Genomic DNA, 24,965 nt, shown 5'->3' on the forward strand with positions numbered 1-24,965 from the left:
CCACTGCCGCCTGCTCAGCACGCGACGTCACCAGTGGGCGCAGTCCTGTCCGGGGCGGTCCTCGGGGCGGTCTTGGGGGCGGTCCTGGGGGCGGGATGCTGCGCGCGAGGCGTGACAGCGGCCCCGCGCGGCGCGGCCCGTACGGGGGGTGGGGCCGCGCCGCGCGGGCGGGCGGGTCAGAGCGCCGAGTCGAGGTGCCCCAGGTGCTCGATGAGGTTCATGTTCTCGGCGTAGTCCACCGGGCAGTTGATGATCGACACGCCCGGGTCCGCCAAGGCCTCACGCAGCGTCGGCAGCAGCTCCCCGGCGGTCTCGATGTGGTAGCCCTTCGCGCCGAAGCTGGAGGCGTACTTAACGATGTCCGGGTTGGTGAAGTCGGTGTTGGAGCTCTCCCCGGCCTCCAAATCCATCTTCCACTTGATGAGCCCGTAGCCGTTGTCCTGCCAGATCAGCACGGTCAGCGCAATGTTCTCGCGGACAGCCGTCTCGATCTCCTGGGAGTGCATGAGGAACGAGCCGTCGCCGACCGCCGCCAGCACCTTGGTCTGCGGCCTGGCGAGCTGCACCGCGAGCGCGCCGGGCAGCGCGAAGCCCATGGTGGACAAGCCGTTGGAGATCAGGCAGGTGTTCGGCGCATAGGTCGGGTAGAGCCGGGCCATCCACATCTTCAGCGCGCCGGTGTCGACCAGCACGATGTCGTCGCGGCCGAGCGCGGCGCGGGTGTCGGCGATGACGCGCTGCGGGGCCAGCGGGTAGCGCTCATCCGCGGCGCCCTGCTCAAGTTCCTTGGCCAGCAGCGCGCGGGTGGCCGCGGTGTCCTTGTCGTCGATACTCCACCGCAGGCCCTCCAGTGCGGTGGCCAGCGCGTCGAGGGAGGCGGCGATGTCGCCGATGATGCCGACATCGACCGCGTAGCTGTCGTCCACCTGAGCCGGGAAGCGGTGAATGTGGACGATCTTCTTGTCACCGCCGGGGTTGATCCGGGACGGGTCGAACTCCTGCAGCTCGTAGCCGACGGCGATGACGACATCGGCCTGTTCGAACCCGAAGTTGGTGTAGTCGCGCCGCATGAAACCGAACGTGCCGGTCGCACACGGATGGTCATCGGCAATCACGCCCTTGCCGTGGAAGGTGGTCGCCGCCGACACATCCAGTGCGCCAGCGAACGCCGCCAGCGACTTTTCGGCGCCGCCGCGCGCCGCGCCGTGCCCGGCCAGGATCACCGGCCGGCGGGCCTGACGCAACAGCGCAGCCGCCCGCTCGATCTGCTTGGGGGACGGCGCCTCGGGCTGCACGACATCCCGGCGCAACGGACGCAGACCCGCGCCGTCCGCCGCCTCGTCGACATCCTCGGGCACCGCGAGGTAGACCGCGCCGGGCCGCTCGGACTCCGCGGTCTTGAACGCACGCCGCACCATCTCCGGAATGGCCCCGGCGGCCGGGACGCCCGCCGACCACTTCGTGATAGGGGCGAACATGCTCACCAGGTCCACGAACTGGTGGGACTCCTTGTAATTGCGCTCCTTGCCCACCTGCGCGGAGATCGCCACGACGGGCGTGCTGTTCGTCATCGCGTCGGCGACGCCCAGCATCAGATTGATCGCACCGGGCCCCAGCGTCGCCGACATCACACCCGCCGAGCCGGTGAGCCGGCCGTACATCTCCGCCATGAACGACGCGGCCTGCTCGTGCCGGACAAGGACGTAGCGGATCTTCTCCGAACGGGCCAGGGCATTGGTGAAACGGATGTTCTCCTCGCCGGGCACACCGAACACCACCTCGACGCCCTCGTTCTCCAGACAGCGCACCAGGAGTTCGGCCGCTCCGTCGGGGGTCTGCTTTGGGTGCTCGGCATCGCTCACGCTGATCGTGTCCTCTCCCGGGTTGCGGCCGCGCCGACGGGCGCACCGCTCGCTCATCTACCCCGGCCCACCGCTCAGACGCCTGCGGCCCGGGTCTGACGAGCCAGACCCTCAGATTCCTGATCGCCGCCCAGCGTTCCTTGTCGGCAGAGACCGCAGCCAGAATCTGGCGGGTACTGGACGCCATTGCAGAGCATCGGTGCTGCTCAGGCCACCAGTTGGCCACCCACCGATACGACTTCAGGGTGTTGAGGGTGTTGTAGGAACGTGAATGCGACGGGCCTGTGCAGGGCACCACGCGCATCGCCGTGCGGGCCTGCCGGATCGGCGGCATCGACATCGAGGCGGGGCAGAGGGTCGTCGCCTTGCTCGCGGCGGCCCACCGCGACCCGGCCGCCTTCGAGTGGCCGGACGACCTGGTGCTCGACCGCTCCCGAACCGTCACCTCGGCTACGGGTGGGGGCCGCCCTCCTGCCTCGCAACGACGGCCGCCCAGGCGGGCCTGCGCGCCCTGGCCGCGGCCCTGGCTGGGCACTCCGTCCGCCTGGAGGCCGCGGGCGACGGAGTGCGGCGGCGTACCGCGACCACCCTCCCCCCTTGTTGGGGAGGACTTGATCCAGAGATCGACCAGGAAGCCGTTGGTCGGATCACCCCACGCCGGTAGGGAGGACGATCTGGTTTCCATCAACCAGGCAGCCGAGTACGGAACATCCCCCCACGCTATTGGGGAGGGCCAGGGCGCTCTTGGATGCTGCCGGCTCTGGCATCGCGGAGTCCACGGGCAGTGTGAACCTGCCTCGAAAAGCCGGACCATCGTGCGCCTCCGCAAACCTCCCCGGCCAGGCCGTGTCGGCGCCAGTCGCACGGAGTGTGAGGGGGCCGACCGTCCCGCGCCAAGGGCCTTCCTCAGAGAACCACCCCCGTGCTGTACGCTTTGCTGTACGGTCGGAGTATGTCGAAGTCAGTGACGATCCGGGTCCCCGAAGAGCTCCACGCGCAGCTTCAGGCGCGCGCCGAGACGGAAGGCACGTCGGTGACCTCACTCATCACCGAGGCCGCCCGCAACGCCGTCCGGGACCCTCGCCTCGAGGACGCTGCCGACGTCTTCCGCGCCTTCATCACCGAGAACGCGGACGCCTTCGATGCGGCGTTCCCCGACGACGCACCCGCCCGCACCGACGCCACGCGAGCCGCCTGAGATGGACCTGTCGATCGACATCCGCTGGCTGCTGGAACGCCAGGCCGAGGTACTGCCCAAACAGCCGGAGATCCACGACTTCTCCAACCTGGTGGCCGCCGTCGCCAAGCACCGCGTCAACACCCCGCAGGTCGGCACCGTCGTCGACAGCGCGTGGCGGGCTGCAGCCCTGATGTACGCCATCCTGCGGCTGCATCCGCTCCCGGCCCGCAACGCCCTGTTCGGCGCGGGCATCGCCACCGCCTATATGAGCGCCGCAGGCGAGACCCTCGATCCTCCGTACGGCGCCCTTATCGATCTCGCGCGGGATATCGACGCGGGCCGCGCCGACACGTATGACGCAGCAGACCGCATCCGCTCCTGGCGGATCTGAGACCGGGCCACCGGCAGCAGCCGGATCGGACTCCCCCTGCAAAACGCCCGGTATGCCGCCGCCTGGCGGCCACGGCACTGCTGGGTGTCTGTACGGATCTGTCTGACACACGGATGCTGGTACCGCCCTCTGGGCGGTACCAGCATCCGTGGTGCGCCTCGCGCCAACGGGGCCGCACGTTATCCCTGTCCAGTTTGTGGTTGGAGCCGAGCACTCAGGGGGCTTGCCGCCCGAGAGCAGCTGCTGCCGGATGGTGACATCGCGGTTCAAAGCGAAGCAAGCGAAATCGGGGCAGGGGTGAAGGAACGAACTCGGCGTCGGGGGGAGTCGGATTCGCTCCAGTGTGCGAGCAGGTAGGCGGTTCCAGGTCAGGCGGTTGGGCCTTGCCTCTGTCATTGCCCCACTGCGTCAAGAGGGCGTCCCGGACCCGTGCTCACGCTTTTGGAGGGTGAGACAGGCATGCATCAACGCGGCGTGGAAGGCGCTCGGGACTGGCACGATGCTGTCCGCCACGCGTTACTGGGCGGCGCCAAACGCCCTTAGCTGTATACGAGTTGGAGCTAAAGCGCGGTGTCCGGTGGTCAAAATGCCGCCGGACACTGCGAGCGGTCCAGCAGACTGGGCATGCCCTCCTGCTCGAACCGCCGCCGCCGGCTGTAGGTGCCGTACCGGGCCATGACCTCACCGATCGGAGAACCGCCGAGCACTTCGCGGACAGCCCGGTAGCGGTACTCGGCCGACTGCTGTACATCCACGACTCTGACGGAGGCACCCCTGCCGCACTGGCAGTTGGGAGATGGCGGCCGTTCAGCCGAACGTGTCAACGATGTCCAGAGCACGAACGGTCAAGCATCGCCTGAGACCTCACACTGGCAGCCGGAATCGCCGCATAGGTGAGGAGAAGCCACGGAGGGGCTGCGACCGGTGGTGGTCATGGGTGATCCTGCGGGGTGTGCTCCCCCAACCTGATACGCAGCCGGGAGCGGCGCGGTCTGCGCCTGTGGCCCGTTGGTATCGCGTTGTCCTTATCCTTCGTTGCTGCGGTCGTGGTCGCCGCCGGGGTGTTCTTGGCCGGGTGGGACCTGCGCGGCGCCCGCGGCCTGAAGACCGAGCGGCGCCTCGACGCCTCGACGCTCTTCGATCTTATGAAGCTGTCGTTCGGTGTGGTGGCCGGAGCCGGTGCGTTGGTCGCCCTGGTGGTGGCCTACCGTCGCCAGCGAGTGGATGAGGACGGCGCGTTGCGCGAGGCGACCCGGCTGCACACCGAGCGGTTCACCACTGCGGTCTCCCAGCTCGGTGATGAGACCGCGGCGGTGCGTCTGGGCGGGGTGTATGCGTTGGCCGGGCTCGCTGACGACGCCCCTACCCGGGGCCTGCGCCAGACGTGCCTCGACGTGCTGTGCGCGTATCTCGGCCTGCCCTACACCGCCGAGACCGACCTCCCGCCGCACGACGTTCCTGCCCGGCATGCCTTCTTGGCCGGACAACGGGTCCGGCACACCGTCATCCGCCTCATCCGCGACCACCTGCGGCTGCCGACCGAGCATCCGCACTCCTGGCGCGGCCACGACCTGGACTTCACCGGCGTCGTCTTCGACGGCGGCGACTTCAGCGGCGTGGTGTTCTGCGGCGGCACGGTCGACTTCTCCGGCGCGCAGTTCTGCGGCGGCACGGTCCACTTCAACCGCGCGCACCACCGGCGTCTGCCCGCGCCGCCCCCAGGTGCGGGCCCGTGGCGGGGTCATCCCGAACCCGGCCTCATCCTCGAAGACGATGAAGGCGCCCAGCGCCGCCGCAGTCATTCCGCCTGCGGCCACACGCCCTTCTTCCACAACTGAACCGCGTGCTCGTCGCGTTCCACGGCCCGGCGGGCAGGCGACTGCCAGGACCAGCCGTGCCGGTGCAACAACCGCCATACCGCCGCCGGCGAGACCTCCACGGCGAACTTCCACAAGATCAGTGCCCGGATGCGGGCCAGGGTCCAGCGCTGGTCTTCCCAGCCGTGCACGGCCGGCCCCCGGGCCAGTTCCTGTTCCAGCTCGGCGAAGCGTCCGTCGCTCAGCTTGGGCAGTTTCGGCGGCCCGGCGGAGGCCAGCGCGGCGGTGCCGCCCTGGCGCCAGGCCCGCCTCCATCGCTCCACCGACCGCTCACTCACCCGCAGTTGTTTCGCGATCGCCACGTTCTTCTCACCCTGTGCGAACCGCTTGCCGGCCTCGAACCGGATCTGTTCCCTCAAGCTCCGTCGCTCGGCGGTCAGCCCGCCGCCCTGTGCGTAGCGCATACCACCGGCCTACCGCAGGGATCATCACCCGTCACCCACCCCGACAACATCCCGAACAGATCAGTAGTCCGGGTCAACGCCGTCGGTGGCCGGAGCCACCCCGCTACCCCTGGACCAGATCTCGTCGCCCGCTCCAGGACACGTTCCAGGAGGCACAGCAGGTCGAGGCGAGTAAGCGGAAGATGATCGTTCACACGTTCGTTTCTATGGCCACGCCGACACCATGGGTACCGGTGTATTCCCGCGGCACCGGCGCCCATGGGCGGGCAGCACCGCCCGTGGAGGGGGCTAGTCGCGGGCGGTACACCCTGTCTCCACCCTTCGGCGCCAGCGAAGGGTGACGGGGTGAACGCCTGCGCATCTTCGCTACGTCACCTAGCTGCCGCTGAAGAACGACGGACTCCGGCGTATACCGCAGGGTTTGAATACGTATCCGCTACCAGCTCCGCGCCCCGACATCGCCGTTGCGGACGTGCCGCCCTTCGGTGCGAGGGGCGCCCCCCTTTTCGGTCTGAGCATTTAGACCGTGGGCGCCCGACATGTCCTGCGTCACATCGTGAGTAAAGGATCTCCTCCCGAATAAATGCGCACGTTCCGGAACTGACCCTGCCGCCGGGGCAATCCAGCCGTTAGCCTGCAAGAGTGCGGATGCCCCATCCGCCGAGGGGGGTCTGCCATGTCAGGTGGAAACGGGGACACGCGCGGTGATCACGCCCGCCAAGTGGGCCTGCTGTTGCGTGAGTTGTATTTCAACCGTACGGGCGTCCTGCTGCTCGTCATGAGTCTGGCCGCGGCCGGAATGTATGCCCTGTCCGTGCGCAGCACGGGGCGGACCGAGGAATTCTGGATTGCCCTCGCAACCGGTGTTCTCGGCGCGGCGATATTCGCCTTCGCCCAAGTCGCCCTCACCACGCGGCAGTACGAGCGGTTCCTCGGGACCACCGTCAAGGACGCCGTGATCGCGGAGATAGCGAAGGCGGGTGAGGAGCTGACCCGCACCTACCGGTCCATGCAGGAGCAGTACGTACCGACCACGCAGTACCCGGCAAGCCAAACACCGGACGTCCGGTTCAACCGCGACGTCAACCTGAGCATGCGCTCTTCCACGCAGTACACGTTCCGCGGCCTCACCGGGAAGTACGCGATCTGCCGCCTCGCCTCCCTGAACACCATCCCCAGGGACGTCCGGCTCATCATCGCGGACCCCACGCGGCCCGCGGCCATGGACAGCCGGGCACGGCGCGAGATGGCCTACCGCGACGGCCTGACTTTCGAACAGGCGCGCCAGGCCCTCGTCGACGGAGTGCACCTCACCCTGGTCGGCGCCTATTTGACCCGCGTGCGCTTCGACCGCTGCGAGATATGTCTGACGGCCGACCCGAACCTGGACCGCGTCGAGATCTTCGACGACGACATCTATCTGGCCCTTTTCACCGACACGGAGAACGAGACCTTCCCTTTCCCCCTCGGGCTGCGCTTCAACAAGGGTTCACTTCTGTACCAGACGAATCAGCGGGAATGTAGTCGGCTGCTCGCATCGCCGTACGCGATCAAGTTCGAAGTCCCCAAAAACCTCTCGGAGTTCGAATACTGCGCCTTCCTCCAGCAGCTCGGCGTCCAGCTCAGCCATGCCGCGTTCCTGGAATTCCGTGACCGGTACGAGGAGTTCCTGCGGGACACCGCGCCGCAGATGATGACGGCGAGCGGCTGAGGTCCGTCGGGTACGCGAAGGAGCACGCATAGCGATGACGCAGGCCCTCCCCGAGGTGTACGAGCTGGCCCGGTCCCTCGAACGGCTGGCGGGTCCCGACGACGACGGCGAGCACGTCCGCGCCGCCCTCGCCGGGTTCCACGGCCGCCTGGAGGCGCTGCGCCGCAGCCTGAACCGATTACCCAGGACCGCGTTCGAAAGCATGCTCGTCAACTCCCGCGAGACGCCCACCCACTTCAAATGGAATCTCTACCGTGGCCCCTCCTCCGGGCTCACCCTCTGGCTGCACGAGTACAAGCCGCCCGACCTGTTAGACGCCGCCTACGTGGAAGCTCCGCACAACCACCGCTACGGCTTCACCTCGCTGATCCTCACCGGCGGCTATCTGCACACGCGCTTCCTGGTCGAACCCGCGGGCCGGGACCGGGCGCGCGTCACCGAAGTCCGCCCGGAGTTCCTGGCGCCCGGCGCCACCTACACCCTGACCCCCGACGACTGGCACAACGTCACCCGCGCCCGCGAGGGCACCGTGACCCTGATCGCGCAGCAGCGCCCGACGCGCGCGTACAGCACCTCGCTCAGCACGCCATCCGACACATCGCTCGACGCACGCACCGGCACGCTGCGTCATCACTATCCTGTGGAAGCCCGTTGGCGCGCCTTGCGTTCGGTACTGGGCCACCCCCACGAGAGGAAGAGCCAGTGACCGCAAAGGACTTCGAGACTGGGCGTGTGGCCACGCTGCGCGGCATCGTCCGCAAGCTCTGCGCAGAGCACGACGACCGCCTCCCTTTCCACGGTTGGCACCACATCGCCTTCGTCACCGCCAAAGGGGTGGAGTTCGCGCGGCGCAACGGCTCCGACACCGAGATCGTGGCGGCCGCCGCCCTCGTGCACGACCTCAACTACCTGGTGCGCAAGAACTCCGAGCCCTCCGCGGGCGAATCGCTCCGCGCGGACCAGCTGCGCCGCAGCGGATTCACCCATGCGGAGATCGACCGCATCGAAGCCGTCATCACCGAGTCCCACACCGCGTCGCGCACCTGCGAGATCTCCCCCGAGGGAGCGGCGCTCAGCGACGCCGACACGCTCTTCAAGGCCGTACCCATCACCCCCGTCGTCCTCTCCCACCGCTATCTCGCGGAGAACGACATCAGCCTGGGGCAGTTGGCCCGCAAGATCGTCGACGAGCAGGCGCCGCTGGTCGAGGAGGGCATCTACTTCTACGACCCGGACGCGCGCGACCGCTACCTGCCGTGGGCGACCGCCAATCTGGACCTGTGGAAGAGCCTGCTCGACTCCCTGGACGACCCGGACGTCAAGGAACTGCTCAGGTCCGTCAACGTCCGCTGAGCATCAGCTCGTTAAGGCCGCGGGGCGCCCTGCGGGCGGGGCCAGACGGAGGCGAGCAGCGCGCCGATCAGGGCGAGCAGCACCCCGAGGGTGAGGCGCCCCCTAAAGGGTGTTGCACAAGGGTCAGCCAGTTGTAGCCGCGTGTTATGTCGAGGTACCACACGGGGTTGGGCGCCCATGCGTCGCGCGAAAGTGCGGGTGAACGCCAGGCTATAACCGCTGGACCTCATGGTGCGGTTAGGAATCTTCTCGCACATCATCCATGCAGGTCGATTGCCATGCCGAAGACGTTGCGAGCCTCGATCGCGCGATCTTCCAAGATCGCCTTCAAGTTGTCGCTGGCGGTGGCGCGTGCAGTGGCGCGAGTGAAGTGAACTACGAAGGCGGATAAGTCGGTGCGTCGGTGGAGCAAGGCCTCGATCGATGGCATATACGCCTCTCCTAATAGGACTCCGTTATGTCTGTCTCTGTCTCGGTCTTGGTGTTCGCGTGGCCAGGGGCTGATGGCAGGTGGTGCAGATGCCGGTCCAACACCTCAGGGTGTTCTGAAGGGCGTCGAGGATTTGGTAGAGGGTGAGTCCGGCCCGGGCGCTTTTGGGGACAGGCGTCGTTCGGTGAGAAAGGCATGGGCGGCGGTCACGAGGGTGACGTGGTGGTGCCAACCGGGCCAGGATCGGCCTTCGAAGTGGTCCAGGCCCAGACCGTGCTTGAGTTCGCGGTAGTCGTGTTCGATGCGCCAGCGGACCTTGGCCAGCCGCACCAGATCGGCCATCGGGGTTTCCGTCGCCAGGTTCGACAGCCAGTATTCGGTGGGTGCTTCGGCGTCTTCGGGCCATTCGACCAGTAACCAGCAGTCGGGCAGGACCCCGTCCCACCAGCCCTGATCGGCAGAGGCAGCGGCTTTGATCGGACGCTCGACAGCTTTACCGGCTGGCCGGACACGGACAGCCGCGAAGCGGGAACGTAGCTCCCCTCGCGAGCCATGCCGCCAGGTGAGCGTGGTGAACGACGCTGGCTCGAGTCTTGCGGCGAGGGCCGCCACTGAGGGTGCGGGGCCCCGGTAGCGGGGCTGGGGCCAGCAGCCGACCGTCCCCTTGCGAGCCGGGGCTTGAGGTTTGGCATCGAACGGGTGGACCGTCACATCGGCGCGGATGGCAAGCACGTAGGCGAGTTGCCGGTCGTCGAGTGCGGCCCGCAGGTGTGCGTTGGTGCCGTAGGCGGCATCGGCCATCACTGCCGGCGGTGTCATGCCCCAGTCGGCGAGGGTGTCGAGCATGTCCAGTGCCAGACGCCACTTCTCCCGGTGTGTGACCTCGGGCGGGACGAGGGTCTTGGCCCGACGGTCGCTGTCCCGGGCCCACTCCTGGGGAAGGAACAGCTGCCATTGCAGCGGGCAGGAGGCGGTGTCGCTTGCCGCGTGGACGCTGACGGCGACCTGGCAGTTGGCGCGTTTGCCCAGGGCTCCGCAGTACTGCGGAGCCGTCGCGACCGACATCCGGCCGTCCTTGGGCACCGACACATCGTCGATCACCCACGCCGCCGGGTTGACCAGGGGCAACAGACGTTCATTGATCCGCCGCTGCACCGGCACCGGATCCCACGTCGACTGGTTCACGAACTGCTGCAGGTTCTGCTCGTTGCCGTCCGGCAGCCGCGACGCCATCGCCTGGATCGACTTACGAAGGCCATCCAGCATCAGGCCCCGCAGATAACAGTCACCCTTGGCCCGCTGGTCCTTACGCGGCACCGAGGCGAACACATCTGCCACGAACAGCGCCAACGTCGCCCGAACACGGTTCACTTCATGCGCGTCCACCCATCCAACATGCTCCTGATCAGGGGCATCCGGAAGACGTAACGGAGTCCTACTAGCCACAGAGCGGGTTTTCGTATGGCTCGCTGGGTGCGGCTCTGGTCGGCGTGGGCATGCAGCCAGGGTTCCCAGCCCAGCCCCCCAGGGACTCGTGGTGCGAGGTCAGTGCTGATGTATTGCGCTGCGAGAAAGGCGAAGTGCAGCTCATCGGTGTACCTGGTGCTGATGAGGTACGAACTGAACGGGATGATCACCAGCAGTCCGGCTCTGCTTGGCGAGGCAGCAGCGAAGCTGAAAATAACGGCAGCTGTGGTGAGGTGAAGTGCCATCAGGGTATGAGCAGCGGTACTGCGGCGCGCGATCTCCTGTCGAAGGGCGACGAACTCGGCTAACGGGCCCTCGTGTCCGGTCACTGCAGCCTCCCCCATACCCGGAGGTTTCCCGCCAAGATGATGAGATACTCCGGCCCGGTAACCGCGTTGGCCTTGCGAGTGCCGGTGACCGAGGAGCTCTGCGTAAGAACTGGTCTCCAGGCTGAGGCGGGCTGCAAGACGGTGTGGGCGGCGAGGCTGGCGGTGCGGGCGTCGGATGCCGCCAGTCTGCCTGCAGCGAGGCCTGGCTGACGACCGGTCCGCCGCCGGGGACCGTGGGAGGATCTGTCGCCCGGGCGTAGATTGACCGAGCAGGTCGCGGTGACGAGGACCTCAGAGGCCGTGGTCAACCCCGCTGTGCACGTGAGAGGTTGATCGCGTGGACATCGACATAACTGTCGCGCTGATCGGTGCGATCGGTGTGGGCGGCACCATCGTCGGGACCTTCGCCGGCACGGTGTTCGGCGCCCGTATCCAAGCCCGCGTCGGACACGACCAAGCCCAGGCTGCACGCGACGCAGCGACCACCACCGCAACCGCCGCGGCGCGTCAAGCAATGGTCGAACGCCGTTGGGCGATCCTCGCCGAATACCTCCGCGCAGCCGCCGCCCTCCACGAGAGCGCGAATCGGCTCTACGCACTGAGCGCGGATGTCCGAGTCGCTGGAAGTCTGATCACCGCGGACGGACCGGCTGTTGAAGCCGACGTCGAGGAGCGGCGGCATGCCCTCCTCTACGCGTACGCCGAGGCCGAGCTCGGCGCACCGGCCGAGATGCGCCCCCTGATCTTGGATCTGAAGGGCAGAACGTTCTCGCACGTCGAGCAATCCATCAGGGGCAGGGATCTCATCTACGCCCATACAGTCCTGCGCGACCTCGCCGCCGCGCAGGGCCGCGACTCACCAGCCGGTCGAGCACACCTCGCCGTGACGACGCCGTCCGCGCCGCATCCGGTCGACGACACGACACTGGAGGACCTCGCGCGGTGGCGTACTGAAGCCGCGAGGACCTTGGAAGCGGTCCGCGAACTGACCTTCGAGCAGCGCCATTTGCTTGCCTACCTGCCTGATGAGGACCAGACCCTCATCATCATCGAGGCCGGGGACCGATACACAGAAGCATGGGACGCGCTGGTCAGCGCCGCACGCCAAACCCTGGGGACCGACCGGACATACTGATGGTTCCACAATGAGGTCCGGAGGCGGCGAAGGCATATGAGGCTGCAGGCCAGTTCGAGCAGGGCTTGCTGGCACGGTCCCGCTCGTCGCGGCCCTCCCAGGAGAGCCCCACTCGCTGACGGTTGCCCCATCACGTGCGCAGTCACCGTAGAGGCGCCGCCCCACGGGCGTCCGACGTGGCTGTCTCACGCAGGTCGCTGCTGGCTGCGCTCAAACAGCTCCAGGAGGAGCGACACGCCGGTTGCCGTGAGACCGCCGCCCGGGGGGCAGCGGTCGGGGCCTGGTCCCGCAGCTGTCACCTTGGCGTGGTTGCTGTGTCTGCGGGCCGGGCCGGCGGTGTGTGCGAGGGGTGCGCACGCCGTCTGAGCGGCGTGGACGGCTGTGCGGGCTCTGCCGGCAGCCGTAGTTGGGCCGGGCACGGCGGGCGGGCCTGTTGGCGGAGTGCCTTGTTGCACGTGGTGGTTGCTGGCGGGTGGGATCGTGGGTCAGGTGGTGGTGATCAGGTCGCTGAGGGGCTGGGCGGTGTCGGTGCCGGAGTGGCCCAGGGGTGCGTCGAAGCTCCAGACGAGGAAGAGCAGGAAGACGATGAGGGCGCTGAAGGTGGTGGCCAGGATGAGTTCGCGGGCGGAGCGGCGGATCTGCAGGGTGTAGAGGAGTGCGAGGGTGATGACGGCGCCGGCGATGAGGCCGAACCACAGGGCGCCGGGCAGGGTGGTGCCGGCGCTGTCCAGGCGTTGGTGGCGGGCGTCGTCGGCGGCTGCTACCTGGTCCAGGAGGGGCTGGTAGGCCTGGGCCTGGAGCTCGTTGGCCGGGGTGTGGTGGGCGATGTCGCCGCGGATGCGGGCCAGCAGGTCGGCGCCGGTGGTGTCGAGGGGGGTGTCGTCCTTGAGGGCGGGCCATTCGGTGGTGACGGCGTGCCGGGCGTAGGCGTCGATGTGGTCTTTGACCTGATGGCGGAAGGCGGCCGGGTAGACGCTAAGGCGCTGGTCGACTTCGTAGAGGGCCTGGGCTTCGCGCTGGACGGTGTCCTCGGCGGCGCCGCGGGCCTCCCAGACGCCGGCGATGGCCAGGCCGAGCACGATGGCGTAGACGACGCCGACCATCATGACCATGTATTCGAGCACGTCCGGGGTCTGGGAGGTGTCCTCGTCGGCGTCCACGCGGCGGTGGCGCATGAGGGTGGCGGTGATGACAAGGACGCAGACCAGGATCGAGGCCAGGGTGTAGACGAGCCATTCCGGCACAGCACAACTCCAGGACGGATGAGCGGGCGAGGGAGCGGGCGGGGGAGCGGGCGGGAGGGGGAGAGCGGTGTGGGGTTGTGCAGTTTGCCCGGACGCGGGCCGCCTCGTGGCGGTCAGCCGCGGCGGGAGCGGGGTCGCAGGGCGGCCGCGGCCAGGATGCCCGGCAGGGTGATGACGAGCGTGGTCATGGTGGTCGGCATGCCGGCCGGTACCGGGCGTGAGGGACCGCCGGTGTAGTGCGGGCGGGGCACCCACCCAAAGGCCTTTGTCGCCGCCGTCTTGGGCCGCTCCGCGACGGGGGCCGGGGCGGGGGCAGGGGCAGGCGGCGGGCCGGTCGGCGGCGCGGACGGTGCCGGGGGTTGGGGCGCGGCGGCTGCGATGTCCGTCCGCTGCACGAGCGGGGGCACCGGCGGCCGGGGCGCAGGCGCGAGGTGTGGCACCGGAGCGGGCTTGGACGGCGCCGGCGGCCCCGGCGGCGGGGGTGTGGACTGTGGCGGGGGTGTGGACTGCGGCGGTGGAGGGGGCTGGGGATGGCGGTGACTGAGCTCGACCCATACATCCGGGGCACACACCACCAGACGCTCCCCGGCCGCAGTGTGCTCCACGGCAACGGCCGCGCCCTCGTGGTGCGGCAGTGGGCACAGCGCCGCGGCAGCTCCCAGACCGATACCGATCCAGCCGCCCATCCGCCACCCTCCCCGCCACGCCCTGACCTGCCCCGCTCTTGGAGCAAGCCGGGACACCGCCGCCCTCTGGCGCCGGCATCCCGATCAACGATCATGAGTCGGGGCGGTCACGGATGATGCCGCTCGTGTTCACCGCCACCGTGCCGCAGGTGCGTTGAGGCGTCCGGCCTCCCGCTCACCGCCGCCCAGCGCGGCCCTGAGTGGATGCTCCGCTGGGGCTGCCTGCCCTGGTGCGTGACCGACCATGCCGCACCCTACGCCGCGGAGTGGCACAGCGCCTTGCCGGCCGAAACCAAGCTGCGGAGACGCCGCAATCGACCCCAACGGACGCAGCGGGAAGGGCGACGGGCTGCCGTGGCTGTCCGCGCGGGTCGTCGTCAGCAACGACCAGCTGCAGGCGTACGGCCGCCACACCCAGGTCTGGCTGGACTATGGCCTCCATACCGGCGAGTTGAGCCCGGCCGAGGCGCGCGGGGCCATGCAGGAGATGCGCTGCTTCGTCGAACGGCTGGAGCACGTGGTCGAACAGGCGGAGGACGTCGCGCAAGCCGACTTCGAGGGCGACCCCGAGATCGCGCATCTCGACCGTGAGGCGTCCGACCGCCGGACCCAGGCTCTCCGGAACTCGCCTGAGTGGACAACTCGGTCCACCTCCACGACAGGCCCAACGACCAGGGGCAGTTCGTGAAACTGGTGCACGCACTGAAGAACCTGGACCAGGCTCCAGCCTGGTCACGCACCGCGCCCGATCCCCACACGGGTGCTTCCCGCCTTCGGGGCTTGCGCCGCCAGTGATCGGCTATTGGAGCTTGTTGCGCCCTGTGGTGGGGGAGGGATTGGCGCGACGCCCGCGGGCGATGCGGCCGGGCCTTCCGCGCCGTACCGGGCCCTGCACACCGGCCGCGCGCCGCGCCCACTTCGCGACCGTCTCCTGGGGCACGCGGATGTAGCGCATCGAGGCGGTGACGGCGGAGGCGCAGGCGGGCATGCCGCAGTGCACGGGGGAGGCGTCGATGCCCAGCAAGGGGTAGGTCATCGAGGCGGGCGGCAGGTACTGGGCCGCGCAGCCCAGGCACACATAGATCTGGCGGCGGGGCGGGTCGGTGTCGTGCATGGCTCTCCCTGGTGGTGCGGGTGCCGCCGGTGGTGCGGTGTCAGCTGATGCCGCTGCCGTTGCAGGTGCTGCAGGGTCCTGTCCATCGGCGTTCGACGGGGACCAGGTTGCCGTCCTTGTCGGGCTCCGAAGTGTGTTCGATGTGTTCGGTGACGCGGTCGCCTCCGCAGGCCGGGCAGGGCTGCACAGGCGGCTGTTCGTCACCGGACACGCTTCCAGCATGGACGCTCCAGGGGGTCTGCGTCAGCCCTGCGGCCAGATCCGCCCCGTTTGCCGTGAGCCGCTCGCGCCAACAGGCTGAGCGTGTACCTGTCGGCGACGGCGGGGGCAAGAGAAGGGGCGTCGCGTGGAGTTGGGGTTCGTGCGGCTGTTGCGCAGAGGAATGCCTTTCGGTACGGCGCGCGAACCAGGTTCTTGGAACAACCCGTGGAGGACTTCGGTGAGTTCGATTATGGGGGCGTGCGGCGTGAGGTTCACTACCCCGCCCGGCCTGTGGTCGCACCCTGACCGTCGCCGACGTCGCGGGTCGGTGGTGGCCTGCCGAGGCCCTCTGGCAGGTCACCACCGGACCGCCGAAACACGGCGGGACCGCGAGGGCCCTCTGCGCTTGTGTGAACCCCACGAAGATAGAGATGGCGTCGGCCGGACCGCGGAGGTCGTGGAGGGGGTGACGGCGTGTCAGCGGTATCTGGTGAACTGGCTGCTACAGGGCCGGGGGTGCTCTCTACGGGTCGCAGGGGGTGGGAGCGTGGAGGTCGAGGCGTTCTTCAGCAGCGGGGACGGCTGGGCCGAGCTGTGGGTGCTCGATGTCGAGCTGATCGAGTCGCTGCGGTTCGGCCCTCCGGCCGGCCGCACCGACCTGGAGGTCGCCGTCGCGCTGACCCGGCTTCTGGAGTACGACTTCGTCTCCCACGGCACCGACGGCAAGGGCAGACACCTTGATGACGAGAACGTTCCCCTCGTCATCAAGGCTCACCGCGCCGTCCTGGAACGCCTCGCTCTGAAGCCGCCCACCTGGCCGTTTCGGACGTTCGACGGGCCGCGCGGCTTCGGCACCTACTGGCGTGACAACGACATGCGAGGCAGCTGGCAGGCCCGCCGGGACTGCATCGAGCAGATCCTCGGGCCGACCCGCGACGCGCTGGAGGATCTGCAGGAGCTGGAGTACGAACGCCGCTTCTCCAAGGGGCCGTCGGGCACCTTCAAGAACCTGATCTTCGCCGCCGACGGCGCGAAACCGCAGATCGTGCTGCGCGACGCGGTGAACAACGATGTGGAAATCGTCCGCCACGCCGACACCTGTCTGGTGTTCACCGACCCCCTGCCGCCGCACGGCCTTACGTGGCGGCAGATGGTCGCCTGGTGGATGCACAACCACCAGCCCGACGCCGACGAGGAGAGTGCCGCCGACGCCCTCTACCGGCGTCTGTACCGGTCGCTGGACTCACCGCCCGAACAGCTCCTCATGATCACCTACTGTTCTCGCTATGCCGAGGATGGAGGCTTCGACCTGCCCGCGCTGATCCCGCAGGTCTACCTCCACTACGACCCCTACACACGGCGCAGCGGCAAGCAGCCCGGGGCGCTCTACCGGCAGAGGATGGATTTTTTACTCTTGGCGCCGGACCGCTCGCGCATCGTCCTCGAGGTCGACGGGGTGCAGCACTACGGCCGTCCCAACCCGCCCGACAAACAAGGGCGGGTCACTCATACCGCCACGCCGAAGCTGTATGGGGAGATGGTTGCCGAGGACCGGCGGTTGAGGTTGGCCGGATATGAGATCTACCGCTTCGGCGGCTGGGAACTGTCCAGGCCGGGCGGTGAGCAAGTCCTGACGGACTTCTTCACCGAACTCCTCGCTCGCCATCAGAAGCCGACCCTGTGACGGTAGCTCCCGGGGTGCTATGACCAGACCGGTGCCGGGCGGTCAAAGGAGCATCGGCGGTCTCGTTGGCGCAGTCGCACGGCGATACACCCGCCGCTCGGAACATGTACGCGTCGGCGGACAGGACGGTCAATGGCACGGCGCCCTGGCCCCGGACGCCGGAGCACCCCCGCCTGTGCCCCGCTGTCGCCTGAGCGCTGTAGCAGCCCTGCAACCAGACGTGATCGCAGAGATCCACACGTCCCCCGGGCGGCAACAATCTAGAGGTGCAATTCTCGGGTCGTTGGCAGGAGGCCCAACTCGCGGGCGGTGCGCAGGTCTTGGTAGGCCGTCGCCCGCTCGACTCGGGTGCCGGGACACACCCGGTCCTTGATCACTTGCCGGATGGACATGCTGTCGGGTGCGTCCCACACGATCTGCGCGGTTGCCTCGATGCGAGGCAGATAGATGCTCCACCATTTCGCTCCCGTACGGCGCCGGAGCTCTTTGACCAGCGTGAGTTGCGCGCCGGGCATGGCATCGCTGAGCCGTCCGATCGGCGGCGGGGCCCACTGGGCAGCAGCCCACTGCCAGCCTGACTCGGTGCGCCGGACGGGGCCGTAGGGCATACCGGCCAGCGCCAGAGGCACAGCGAGTCTCCGGGCGCAAGATCGGATGAGGTCCTTCTCCCCGTCCGAAGCCGCGCCACTCACGGTGGTGGCGTTCTCCGGCTCGATGAACCCTCCGCGGTCGATCTCGAGCGCGATGCACATGTCGGCGCCCGTCGCGTTGCAGCGCATCCAGATGCGAAAGCGGGGTGGGAAGGCATGGCCGGCGACCGTGACCAGGCCGTCAGCGAACCACGACTCGTCGCCATCGTGGGGAGAGGAGGGCTCGACGCGTAGTCCCTGCGCCCAGTAGCGGTTCATTCAGGTCCCTGGCTGTAGTGGTCCCTGAGTTCGCTGAACAGCAGCAGGCACAGTGTGGTGGTCGTGGCGAAGGCCACGCTGGCGTCCCGGGCTGCCGTGGTTGCCGGTCCGCGGTCGATGACAACAAGGATCACGGCCACGGCGGACGCGATCAGCCCGAGCAAGATGGCCACCAGTACACGGTAGTGAGTAACAGTCACGGCCTCACTCTGATGCCAGGGGCTGTGCCAATCCAGCGATGGGCGGTCTACAGAACCACGGGCCAAGAATTGGACAGCCTTGGACCTGCGCAGATGCATATCTTTGCGCGAGAGCGGTTGCCGCAGATGGCGTCCCAGCGGGTGGTGTAGCGAGGGTGTGGAACGCGCGGGCGTCTGTTCGGGGCATGCACCCGTTGAAGGTGACTGCTCCCTCAGCAAGGGCGGGCCATCGCGCAAGTCTCCGTGATGAACGGCCAGTTCAACCATGGAGGACGCGATGGCCCTGTCTCAGTCTGACCTGATGCGGCTGCTGGAGTCGATACGTACGGCCGACGGGGTCGGGGCGTCAGGGTTGCGTGCGAGCGCATGCTGCAGGAACTCATCGGGGCCGAAGCGGCCGAGGCCGTAGGCGCGGAGGCGGCGGTTCTCCCGCCGCAGCGCGGCCAGTTCCTCGCGCTCACTGCTGTCAGTCCGTTGCGTTCGCCCGCGTCGACCCCGGCCTGTTTCGCCCAGTCCCGCACCGCGGTCTCGGTCAGTTCAAAGTCCTTGGCGATCTGGCCGAACGAGCGGTCACCCCCACCGGCATAGCCCGACGATCCCAGTCTTGAACCTCCGGCTGAACGAGCGGTGAGGTTTCTTTTCCCCATGTTCTCCGTGATGGACATCCTCCCGGGGCTGAACCTCTGATCTCGAATGTCCGTCGAGGAGCAAACTCGCGATGCCCGCTATCTCTCTACGGTTGTCGTGAGTTGAATCTGGGTTACAGCTCGTTGGATCAGTTCTTTACGAACGGGGTCCCAGAGAACGTAAATGCCGGATGACTGTCCTAGATACAGCATCTGCCGGGGTTCATCGATCACCTTGCCGCTCGAATTCAAAAACTGAGCTTCGACTGGGCGGACCCGGACGCCCAGCATGTATGGAAGTGTGGTGGAGTATTCTCCGGCAGCTAGTTCATCTGCATTTCGCGCCATCACCTGACCGAGAGCGTACGCAGCCCCTGCCGTGACCGTCAGGATGAGGAAAGCGCCTGCGAGAAGTCGACCGATTCCGTGAACTCGAGACAGGAAGATGACGGTCAGGTAGATGAGCCCTGTGCCCAGAAGCCACAAGGGCCAGCGGGGAAAGCCCGGGGTGGTGGCAGGACTCTCGGCGTAACTCATCAGTACCCATATGAGCCCGACCGTCATGCTGGCGAGCAGCTTGCGCAGCCAGGAGTGCCGTTTAATGAATTCCCCCACGCCTCCGAGGAGTGGCTCGCCCCAAGCGGAAAGGAAGGCCATGGCGGGCCACACAGCCAAGGCCGGAACGACGAAGAGAACTGCGAATACGCCGAAGGTCACGACTGCCCGTGTAGCCAAGACTGCGACATCCAGGCCAACCTCCTCGGGAGCGAGTCCGCCAAACCGTTCGAAGAATCGGTCCACTGCCCAGTATTGAATAAGGGTTAGTAGGGCTCCACCGATTGCAAGCGCGGCCGCGAAGTGCTGGAGGACATGCTTCAGGCCGAGCGGATTGCGCTCCGAGTTCGCGTTGGAGCCCGCATCTCCATGCGTAGTTTCCGGCATGCCGTCCCCCATTGAACCGATCTTCTGGCCCGCCAACGGTATATTGCGATCGGCCCCCGGCGATCCGTTCCACATACCCGGCGAGAGACCTCCGGGGCCAGCTCCACGTTTGGCAGGGCTCAACGATCGGGATGAGTCAGCACGATACGCGCTGCGGTGGCTCGGTCCTTCTGGTCGGTGAGGGCGAACAAAGCCATCAGCACGCTGGCCGCGGTGATGTGCCCCAACTCGTCCACGCGGGCGCCGGGCAGCGAGTGCACCCCGCCCAGGCGCACCGCGGCGGACTACTCGCCCAGCTGGGATACCGCGGTGGTGAACCGTTCGGTGTGCAGCGGGCGGCCTCGCGCAGTGCGCCGTGCACGTCTACCCGCTGGCGGCAGTAGGCCACGCCCAGGGCGATCAGCGCGCCTGCCCCCGTCGATGCTCCGAACGCGAGCTTCACCAGGTCGAAGAGCGTCTGCGAGGCAGGTTGACGCTGCTCCTTGAGACCCCGGGCGCCGAGCAGGTCCCATCCCGCGAAGAACACTTGCGGCGGCGATGGTGAGTGTAGTGACGAAGGCCAGGGCGAGGCCGACGTTCCACGGCTGCAGGCCGTGCCGTTTTCCGGCGTCGGCGTATCTGATCGAGGATCACACCGCGGGGCCGCCCACGATCGCCCCCGCCCGCTGCGCTGTGCGCCGTCTGGTCTGCGCTGCAACCCAAGGGAGGCTCTGAACTGCGGTTCTCACAAGTGCGCATACTTTACTCAGCTACTCACTCATGCACTCCGTTTGTCTCGCCACCGTCACCCTCCGCCGCGCGGGACGGAGCGGCGTACGGTCGGGTGGGGCGTCACCGTACGGGGACGGGCAGGAGGGACATCTCGCCGTCGTCGGCGAACAGCCGCACCGCCAGGGCCTTGGCTTGCACCAGCAGGTCCTCGAGCAGTGCGAAGTGCTCGGGAAGGCCGGCAAGGTCCGCCTCGTCGATCCCCTCCATATCCGCGATGCCGTCCTTCACGCACCCCACGTGGCGGCGGACCATGTCGAGCGCGCGCAGCGTGGTCGGGCCGTCCATCGCCCGTTGGCGGGCAGCGCCGGCCAGGATCCGCAGCAACCCGATCGCGGCTTCCAGATGAGCAAGGTGCTGGGGCTCTTCAAGTCGGCACCTCAGCATCCGTGTCGCGCGCCCCGCCTCGGCCAGGACATCCAAGAGCTCGGCCAGCAAAGCGTTCTCGCAGTGCGCGGCGTCGGCGGACCGCTGGTGGGCCACCATGTACACAGCCGCCGCGTCGGCGAGCAGGGTGGAGGGCTGCGCGCGGGTGTACTGCGCGCGGGTGTGCAGCGCGCGCTGGCCGGCGGTCCGGTCGAGGCCGCCTTCCACTGCGGCGAGCACGGCGTCGTCGGCCCCGGCGAGCAGGGCGTCCAGGGCGGCATCGCTGTCGTAGGCCGTCATCGTCCGCCTCCGTCACGCTCATTGAGCAGCAGCTGCTTGAGCCGGGCCCGGGCCCGGCAGAGGTTCTGCCGCACCGCTGCCTCCGTCATGTCCAAAATCCTGCCGATCTCGGCGGTCTCGAACCCGTCGAGGACCCAGGCCAACACCCGGCGCTGCAGCGGCGGCAGCCCGGCCAGCGCCGCATACACCCGGGCCTCTTCCTCCCGCAGCTGCACCGCGGTCAGCGGGCACACCCCGCCGGGCAGGTCCGGGATGTCCGCAACCGGCTCTTCGCGCGCCGGGCGGCGCAGGTACTGGCGGTAGGCGACCCGCCGTAGCCAGGCGGGCGGGTGCGTGATGAGCGGCCACCTGGTGAGAGCCTCGGCGAAAGCGGCCTGGGCCGCCTCAGCCGCCTCATGCGGCGCCGCGCCCTGCCGCATCAGGTGACGGACCAGCGGCCCCATCTGCTGCTCGTAGCAACGGGTGAAGTCCTCATCGGTCTCCCGGGCGGGCCGCGGTGGTGTCGCCGTCGGCGTGGGCGGCGGCATCAGCGCCGGGCGCCCCACCCGGGACGTCCCCTTGATCTCCACGGCCACGAAGGACGTGCCGGAGCGGAAGTAGTAGTCCCCGAAGTCACCTTGCACGGGCTGACCCGCCCTTCGCACCGACCTCGACGCGCAGCTGCCCATCGGCCCGCGTCTCCACCAGCACGCTACCGGGCGGCAGCAGCCGCACCCGCTCGCTGGCGCCCTGCTGGTGCACGCGGGCCAGCTTCACCCGGGCGCGGCTGCCGATCCACCGGTACAGCACCCGCGCACCGGCCAGGACCACCAAGCCCCCCAGCGCCATCACACTCTCGATCACGATCCGGTCCTCGCCGTCCACGCGGCGCCTGGTGCACCGCTTCTGCAGGTAAGTGCACCAGAGCCCCGTATCTGTGACATCGCCTCCCGCACCAGGCACCAAGCCCCGCCCGCACCATGCGCTCGCCAACTCCATACTGATACAGGGCGGCTGCGGCATCGGCGTGGTGTACCGCTACGCGCAGGCTCTCGACGCCGGTTGCTGCTGGGTGCAGTGGCCGGCGTGACCGTGCCCGTGCTGCAGCCTGGCGGTGCGTCGGCCCGCCGGTCCGACCGTCTGCGGCGTGGAGCCAAGGCAACCGCCGCGCGATGACGGGCATCGTGCCGGCTGCACGCACGGCTCTCGCCGCCTTGTTGAACGTCCTGCGATGAGCGCGGCTTGAGTCTGGAACCGTCACTGCTCTCAGCGTGGAAGTGGGCGGACAACACCACCGGGCCCCGGCTCTCGGAGCCCAGGCTGGTGCGGTTTAGCGTGCGAGTTGGACGGCGATGGGTGTGTTGGGGCAGCGGGTGGTGTTTTCGGCTAGGGCGGCTTCTTCGCTGGGGTCGATGGTGAGCTTCCAGCGGGTTTTGACGGCGATCCACTGGCTCACGTACTTACACCGGTTGCCGTCGGCCGGCGGCATCCAGGTGGAGGGGTCCTGGTCGGACTTGCTGCGGTTGGATGTCGCGGTGACGGCGATCAAGGCCCGTGTGTCGCCGAGGTCGTTGGCGTAGGCCTGGCGCTCGGCTGTGCTCCAGTGTTTGGCGCCGGAGTCCCAGGCCTCTGCGAGGGGGATGCGGTGGTCGATGTCGAGCTTGGCGGGCCCTTCCACGTACTGGTCGTCGTACTCCGAATACCAGCGGCCCCCGGTCAGCTTGCACCGGGGGCCCTGGTCCGGGGCACTGAGCGCCTCGGCCTTGAGGACCTCGGCCCGGGTGGTGCAGCCGTCCTTGTCGGCATCCACCCAGTGCTTGAACGAGGAGCGCTGATAGCCGGAGCGGTCCTCATCGGCGATGGTCAAAGACTTCAGGGCCACCTGGAGCGGCTGGGTGAGCCTCTCCCCGGCCCGGGGAGCCGGAGCCGGGTTGCCGGCGGGGGAGGCCTGAGCGGTGGCGGCAGGGATGATCAGAGCCGCGGCGGCAGTGAGCAGGACAGCGGTGCGGGCGATGACGGGCACAAGTCTCCTCGAAGGATCACGAAGTGTTCGTGATCTTCGTAGCGAGCCGGTGCTCCCCGCCGTGCCGTAGAGGGCGTTGGTGTCACCCGCACGGGCGGTAAGTCAGACCGCAGCACTGACGGCTCCGACGCCGTGTGTGCGCTGGTGACGTTGAGTGGTCTGTGAGCGGAGGCCTACTGGCCGCCCGCCTGCACGGTTTTTCACGAGCCGGGTAGGCGCGGGCCGCCGGGATGGTGGCCTTGCTTTGGTGTTCTGTGCGGAGGAGGGCCCGCAGGTCGGTCACCGACGTGCCGTACGTGACCTGCTCGAGCCTGTTGATTTTCGAGGGGACCAGTCCAGGGCGCTTGCCGCCTCCTTGTGGGTCATCGCCGTTCTCTCGCGTGCCGGCTGTGTGGCTTTCCATCGTCATGAGGCGCCCTGGCCGAGGTGGCGTCGGCCTGGGGTCGAACAGGGGATCGCCAGGATGGCTTGATGCGGTCGGGCTGGCCAGGCTCACCCCCGCTTGCCGAGCCACGAACCGCGTCGCGCACCCGCTCGATCGAGATCTCGTCAACTCCTGTATCTCCGGGTGCCGTTGGTGTTTCTCGGTGGTGAGGGTTCGCGCACCGTGGAATGGCCGTGAGAGCGTGGGCAGGCTGGTGTCCTCCGTGGCGGGGGGTTTTGGTGGTGCGTGTGAGGGGCTACCGGTTTTGGGTGGTGGGCGCGGTGGTGGAGTGTGCGGGTTTGGGATCAGCGGGTGTGTTGCTGCTGTCGCCCGGCCCGCCGGTAAGGGCCAGTAGCACCAGAATCAGGAGCAGGAAGCCGCCCCCGGAGCCGGTGGCGACGGCGACGGTGCGGGGGGATATGGACCGGTGGTGCCCGCGGACGTGCGTGCCGTCGGCGCGGGAGTAGGGGGCGACGTAAGTGGTCGGTCCGGTGGCGGCCGGCCCGGGCCGTGACGGACTGCGCCGCGCAGGGGCGGGGGAGGGGGACGTATACGACTGCGCGGCGCGGGGCCGGGTGCGGCGGTGGTGGCCTTTGACGTAGGTGCCGTCGCGGCGTCGGTGGGGACGTACGTAGGTCACGAGCGGGTCCTCGGCGGAGAAGGGGGCGCTGGCCCAGAAGGAAGCCGGGTGTTCGTCGGCCGTTCGTTAAACGGTAGCGGCGCCCACTGACAAGGCCCGTCCGCCAACTCGGCGCCCCTACAGGGGCGTTGGTGATCGCCCGGCGATTTCCGGCCGGTGATCGCAACGCCGGATGCTCACATGGAACACGGCAGGGGGATGCCTCTCGCGCAGGAGTTCCAGGACGCCGGGCCGATGCCGCACGGCGGTGGCGGTTCTCGGACGGGTGAACCGTGGGATAGATGCGAACTGCCGCTGCCCAAAGGGGCGTCGGTGCAGGCATGACCCGTCCTGCTGCGCATCTCGTTCATTCCGGCTTGGCCCGCATCACGGTGGAGGCCGCAGACGAGCAGACGGCGCTCGCCGTGGCGCATCGCCTGGTGGCCTGCCACAACCTCACCGGGGCCTCGGAGCCTTTCCGGGTGCCGGGCCAGGAAGGGGTCTGCGTGCGTATGTACGGCGACGCGGTGCCGCTGTCTGCTCCCGGCGCGAGGGCCGGCTCGTAGCTGGCTGCGCGCTCATCGCGGCCGGATCTGCGTGCTTCGCTCTGCCCGGGAGCCAGTTGGGGCAGGGGCAGGGGCAGGGGCTGTCGGGGTGCGGGGAGGCGTGGCCGAAGAAGCCGGTCCTCTCGTCGCGGTGGGCGCCGGTGATGTGGCCGGGCGGGTGGCCAGGGCCTCATTGC

26 protein-coding genes and 1 pseudogene are annotated in these 24,965 nt (G+C 68.4%); 10 read left to right on the forward strand and 17 right to left on the reverse strand.

Annotation, left to right across the window (positions count from 1 at the left end):
- Window positions 1-176 precede the first annotated feature (176 nt).
- A complete protein-coding gene (locus tag AB0I66_RS41550; protein WP_363213283.1) occupies window positions 177-1,862 on the reverse strand; it encodes an acetolactate synthase large subunit in 1,686 nt (561 codons plus the stop codon).
- Window positions 1,863-2,814: 952 nt separating this feature from the next.
- Here AB0I66_RS41550 and AB0I66_RS41555 point away from each other — a divergent pair.
- Window positions 2,815-3,060, forward strand: a complete 246-nt coding sequence (locus AB0I66_RS41555) for a YlcI/YnfO family protein (protein WP_363213284.1) — start codon at window positions 2,815-2,817, stop codon at window positions 3,058-3,060.
- A 1-nt stretch (window position 3,061) separates the two neighbouring features.
- Window positions 3,062-3,433 carry a toxin Doc gene (locus tag AB0I66_RS41560; protein ID WP_363213285.1) on the forward strand — a complete coding sequence of 124 codons (372 nt, stop codon included), beginning with the start codon at window positions 3,062-3,064 and terminating at the stop codon, window positions 3,431-3,433.
- A gap of 581 nt (window positions 3,434-4,014) precedes the next feature.
- Here the strand turns inward: AB0I66_RS41560 and AB0I66_RS41565 are convergent.
- From AB0I66_RS41565 to AB0I66_RS41575, 3 genes and pseudogenes are all read right to left on the reverse strand, one after another.
- Window positions 4,015-4,188, reverse strand: coding sequence for a hypothetical protein (locus AB0I66_RS41565; RefSeq protein ID WP_363213286.1), 174 nt, complete (start codon window positions 4,186-4,188; stop codon window positions 4,015-4,017).
- Between the two features lie 933 nt (window positions 4,189-5,121).
- Window positions 5,122-5,235, reverse strand: a pseudogene (locus tag AB0I66_RS41570) (IS630 family transposase); the annotation flags it as partial.
- Window positions 5,232-5,714 (reverse strand): winged helix-turn-helix domain-containing protein, encoded by a 483-nt coding sequence (locus AB0I66_RS41575; RefSeq protein ID WP_363213287.1) that lies wholly within the window; start codon window positions 5,712-5,714, stop codon window positions 5,232-5,234. The pseudogene AB0I66_RS41570 and the gene AB0I66_RS41575, both read right to left, overlap by 4 nt.
- 676 nt (window positions 5,715-6,390) lie before the next feature.
- Here AB0I66_RS41575 and AB0I66_RS41580 point away from each other — a divergent pair.
- From AB0I66_RS41580 to AB0I66_RS41590, 3 genes are read left to right on the forward strand one after another with little or no spacing between them, the layout of a single operon-like run.
- Window positions 6,391-7,425 (forward strand): hypothetical protein, encoded by a 1,035-nt coding sequence (locus tag AB0I66_RS41580; protein ID WP_363213288.1) that lies wholly within the window; start codon window positions 6,391-6,393, stop codon window positions 7,423-7,425.
- Between the two features lie 34 nt (window positions 7,426-7,459).
- Entirely contained in the window at window positions 7,460-8,131 is a 672-nt protein-coding gene (locus AB0I66_RS41585; RefSeq protein WP_363213289.1) for a hypothetical protein, read from the forward strand.
- Complete coding sequence (locus AB0I66_RS41590) at window positions 8,128-8,778, forward strand: hypothetical protein (protein ID WP_363213290.1); 651 nt, start codon at window positions 8,128-8,130, stop codon at window positions 8,776-8,778. The genes AB0I66_RS41585 and AB0I66_RS41590 overlap by 4 nt, the downstream gene beginning before the upstream one ends.
- A 256-nt stretch (window positions 8,779-9,034) precedes the next feature.
- Here the strand turns inward: AB0I66_RS41590 and AB0I66_RS41595 are convergent, their stop codons facing one another.
- Complete coding sequence (locus tag AB0I66_RS41595) at window positions 9,035-9,208, reverse strand: hypothetical protein (protein ID WP_363213291.1); 174 nt, start codon at window positions 9,206-9,208, stop codon at window positions 9,035-9,037.
- A gap of 105 nt (window positions 9,209-9,313) precedes the next feature.
- Window positions 9,314-10,594 carry an IS701 family transposase gene (locus AB0I66_RS41600; protein ID WP_363213292.1) on the reverse strand — a complete coding sequence of 427 codons (1,281 nt, stop codon included), beginning with the start codon at window positions 10,592-10,594 and terminating at the stop codon, window positions 9,314-9,316.
- Window positions 10,595-11,341: 747 nt separating this feature from the next.
- Here AB0I66_RS41600 and AB0I66_RS41605 point away from each other — a divergent pair.
- On the forward strand, window positions 11,342-12,139 hold the full coding sequence (locus AB0I66_RS41605; RefSeq protein ID WP_363213293.1) for a hypothetical protein: 798 nt from the start codon (window positions 11,342-11,344) through the stop codon (window positions 12,137-12,139).
- 485 nt (window positions 12,140-12,624) lie between these two features.
- Here the strand turns inward: AB0I66_RS41605 and AB0I66_RS41610 are convergent, their stop codons facing one another.
- The gene (locus AB0I66_RS41610; RefSeq protein WP_363213294.1) at window positions 12,625-13,383 is read right to left on the reverse strand and encodes a hypothetical protein; all 759 of its coding nucleotides are present in this window, start codon (window positions 13,381-13,383) and stop codon (window positions 12,625-12,627) included.
- A 113-nt stretch (window positions 13,384-13,496) separates the two neighbouring features.
- Window positions 13,497-13,778, reverse strand: coding sequence for a hypothetical protein (locus AB0I66_RS41615; protein WP_363213295.1), 282 nt, complete (start codon window positions 13,776-13,778; stop codon window positions 13,497-13,499).
- A gap of 535 nt (window positions 13,779-14,313) precedes the next feature.
- Between AB0I66_RS41615 and AB0I66_RS41620 the strand changes: the two genes are divergently transcribed.
- Window positions 14,314-14,757, forward strand: a complete 444-nt coding sequence (locus AB0I66_RS41620) for a hypothetical protein (protein ID WP_363213296.1) — start codon at window positions 14,314-14,316, stop codon at window positions 14,755-14,757.
- 111 nt (window positions 14,758-14,868) lie between these two features.
- Here the strand turns inward: AB0I66_RS41620 and AB0I66_RS41625 are convergent, their stop codons facing one another.
- Window positions 14,869-15,183 (reverse strand): hypothetical protein, encoded by a 315-nt coding sequence (locus tag AB0I66_RS41625; RefSeq protein ID WP_363213297.1) that lies wholly within the window; start codon window positions 15,181-15,183, stop codon window positions 14,869-14,871.
- Window positions 15,184-15,931: 748 nt separating this feature from the next.
- On the opposite strand from AB0I66_RS41625, the gene AB0I66_RS41630 reads away from it, so the two are divergent.
- The gene (locus tag AB0I66_RS41630) at window positions 15,932-17,068 is read left to right on the forward strand and encodes a hypothetical protein (RefSeq protein WP_363213298.1); all 1,137 of its coding nucleotides are present in this window, start codon (window positions 15,932-15,934) and stop codon (window positions 17,066-17,068) included.
- Between the two features lie 260 nt (window positions 17,069-17,328).
- On the opposite strand, the gene AB0I66_RS41635 is transcribed toward AB0I66_RS41630, so the two are convergent.
- Together AB0I66_RS41635 and AB0I66_RS41640 are read right to left on the reverse strand one after the other, a co-directional pair.
- Entirely contained in the window at window positions 17,329-17,976 is a 648-nt protein-coding gene (locus AB0I66_RS41635; RefSeq protein WP_363213299.1) for a hypothetical protein, read from the reverse strand.
- On the reverse strand, window positions 17,973-18,149 hold the full coding sequence (locus tag AB0I66_RS41640; RefSeq protein ID WP_363213300.1) for a hypothetical protein: 177 nt from the start codon (window positions 18,147-18,149) through the stop codon (window positions 17,973-17,975). The genes AB0I66_RS41635 and AB0I66_RS41640 overlap by 4 nt, the downstream gene beginning before the upstream one ends.
- 393 nt (window positions 18,150-18,542) lie before the next feature.
- Between AB0I66_RS41640 and AB0I66_RS41645 the strand changes: the two genes are divergently transcribed.
- Window positions 18,543-18,764, forward strand: coding sequence for a hypothetical protein (locus AB0I66_RS41645; RefSeq protein WP_363213301.1), 222 nt, complete (start codon window positions 18,543-18,545; stop codon window positions 18,762-18,764).
- Between the two features lie 137 nt (window positions 18,765-18,901).
- Here AB0I66_RS41645 and AB0I66_RS41650 read toward each other — a convergent pair whose 3' ends face one another.
- The 6 genes from AB0I66_RS41650 to AB0I66_RS41675 all read right to left on the reverse strand — a co-directional run bounded on the left by AB0I66_RS41650 (window position 18,902) and on the right by AB0I66_RS41675 (window position 24,244).
- Window positions 18,902-19,780, reverse strand: a complete 879-nt coding sequence (locus tag AB0I66_RS41650; RefSeq protein ID WP_363213302.1) for a hypothetical protein — start codon at window positions 19,778-19,780, stop codon at window positions 18,902-18,904.
- A 795-nt stretch (window positions 19,781-20,575) separates the two neighbouring features.
- The gene (locus AB0I66_RS41655) at window positions 20,576-21,178 is read right to left on the reverse strand and encodes a hypothetical protein (RefSeq protein WP_363213303.1); all 603 of its coding nucleotides are present in this window, start codon (window positions 21,176-21,178) and stop codon (window positions 20,576-20,578) included.
- On the reverse strand, window positions 21,175-21,801 hold the full coding sequence (locus tag AB0I66_RS41660) for a sigma-70 family RNA polymerase sigma factor (RefSeq protein WP_363213304.1): 627 nt from the start codon (window positions 21,799-21,801) through the stop codon (window positions 21,175-21,177). The genes AB0I66_RS41655 and AB0I66_RS41660 overlap by 4 nt, the downstream gene beginning before the upstream one ends.
- Window positions 21,791-22,042, reverse strand: coding sequence for a hypothetical protein (locus tag AB0I66_RS41665; RefSeq protein WP_363213305.1), 252 nt, complete (start codon window positions 22,040-22,042; stop codon window positions 21,791-21,793). The genes AB0I66_RS41660 and AB0I66_RS41665 overlap by 11 nt, the downstream gene beginning before the upstream one ends.
- A 445-nt stretch (window positions 22,043-22,487) precedes the next feature.
- Window positions 22,488-23,180, reverse strand: coding sequence for an HNH endonuclease family protein (locus tag AB0I66_RS41670; protein WP_363213306.1), 693 nt, complete (start codon window positions 23,178-23,180; stop codon window positions 22,488-22,490).
- Window positions 23,181-23,860: 680 nt separating this feature from the next.
- Entirely contained in the window at window positions 23,861-24,244 is a 384-nt protein-coding gene (locus tag AB0I66_RS41675) for a hypothetical protein (protein WP_363213307.1), read from the reverse strand.
- A gap of 320 nt (window positions 24,245-24,564) precedes the next feature.
- Here AB0I66_RS41675 and AB0I66_RS41680 point away from each other — a divergent pair, with 320 nt between their 5' ends.
- Window positions 24,565-24,789, forward strand: coding sequence for a DUF6207 family protein (locus tag AB0I66_RS41680; RefSeq protein WP_363213308.1), 225 nt, complete (start codon window positions 24,565-24,567; stop codon window positions 24,787-24,789).
- Window positions 24,790-24,965: the final 176 nt, after the last annotated feature.

This window comes from Streptomyces sp. NPDC050439 (assembly GCF_040655335.1).
Lineage (GTDB): Bacteria > Actinomycetota > Actinomycetes > Streptomycetales > Streptomycetaceae > Streptomyces.

Excerpts from the sequence above, each read along its gene's own strand:
- AB0I66_RS41555 (WP_363213284.1), top strand. The coding sequence starts at position 2,815 with ATGTCGAAGTCAGTGACGATCCGGGTCCCCGAAGAGCTCCACGCGCAG.
- AB0I66_RS41560 (WP_363213285.1), top strand. The coding sequence starts at position 3,062 with ATGGACCTGTCGATCGACATCCGCTGGCTGCTGGAACGCCAGGCCGAG.
- AB0I66_RS41575 (WP_363213287.1), bottom strand. The coding sequence starts at position 5,714 with ATGCGCTACGCACAGGGCGGCGGGCTGACCGCCGAGCGACGGAGCTTG.
- AB0I66_RS41580 (WP_363213288.1), top strand. The coding sequence starts at position 6,391 with ATGTCAGGTGGAAACGGGGACACGCGCGGTGATCACGCCCGCCAAGTG.
- AB0I66_RS41585 (WP_363213289.1), top strand. The coding sequence starts at position 7,460 with ATGACGCAGGCCCTCCCCGAGGTGTACGAGCTGGCCCGGTCCCTCGAA.
- AB0I66_RS41595 (WP_363213291.1), bottom strand. The coding sequence starts at position 9,208 with ATGCCATCGATCGAGGCCTTGCTCCACCGACGCACCGACTTATCCGCC.
- AB0I66_RS41620 (WP_363213296.1), top strand. The coding sequence starts at position 14,314 with ATGCCGCACCCTACGCCGCGGAGTGGCACAGCGCCTTGCCGGCCGAAA.
- AB0I66_RS41625 (WP_363213297.1), bottom strand. The coding sequence starts at position 15,183 with ATGCACGACACCGACCCGCCCCGCCGCCAGATCTATGTGTGCCTGGGC.
- AB0I66_RS41635 (WP_363213299.1), bottom strand. The coding sequence starts at position 17,976 with ATGAACCGCTACTGGGCGCAGGGACTACGCGTCGAGCCCTCCTCTCCC.
- AB0I66_RS41645 (WP_363213301.1), top strand. The coding sequence starts at position 18,543 with ATGCTGCAGGAACTCATCGGGGCCGAAGCGGCCGAGGCCGTAGGCGCG.
- AB0I66_RS41655 (WP_363213303.1), bottom strand. The coding sequence starts at position 21,178 with ATGACGGCCTACGACAGCGATGCCGCCCTGGACGCCCTGCTCGCCGGG.
- AB0I66_RS41680 (WP_363213308.1), top strand. The coding sequence starts at position 24,565 with ATGACCCGTCCTGCTGCGCATCTCGTTCATTCCGGCTTGGCCCGCATC.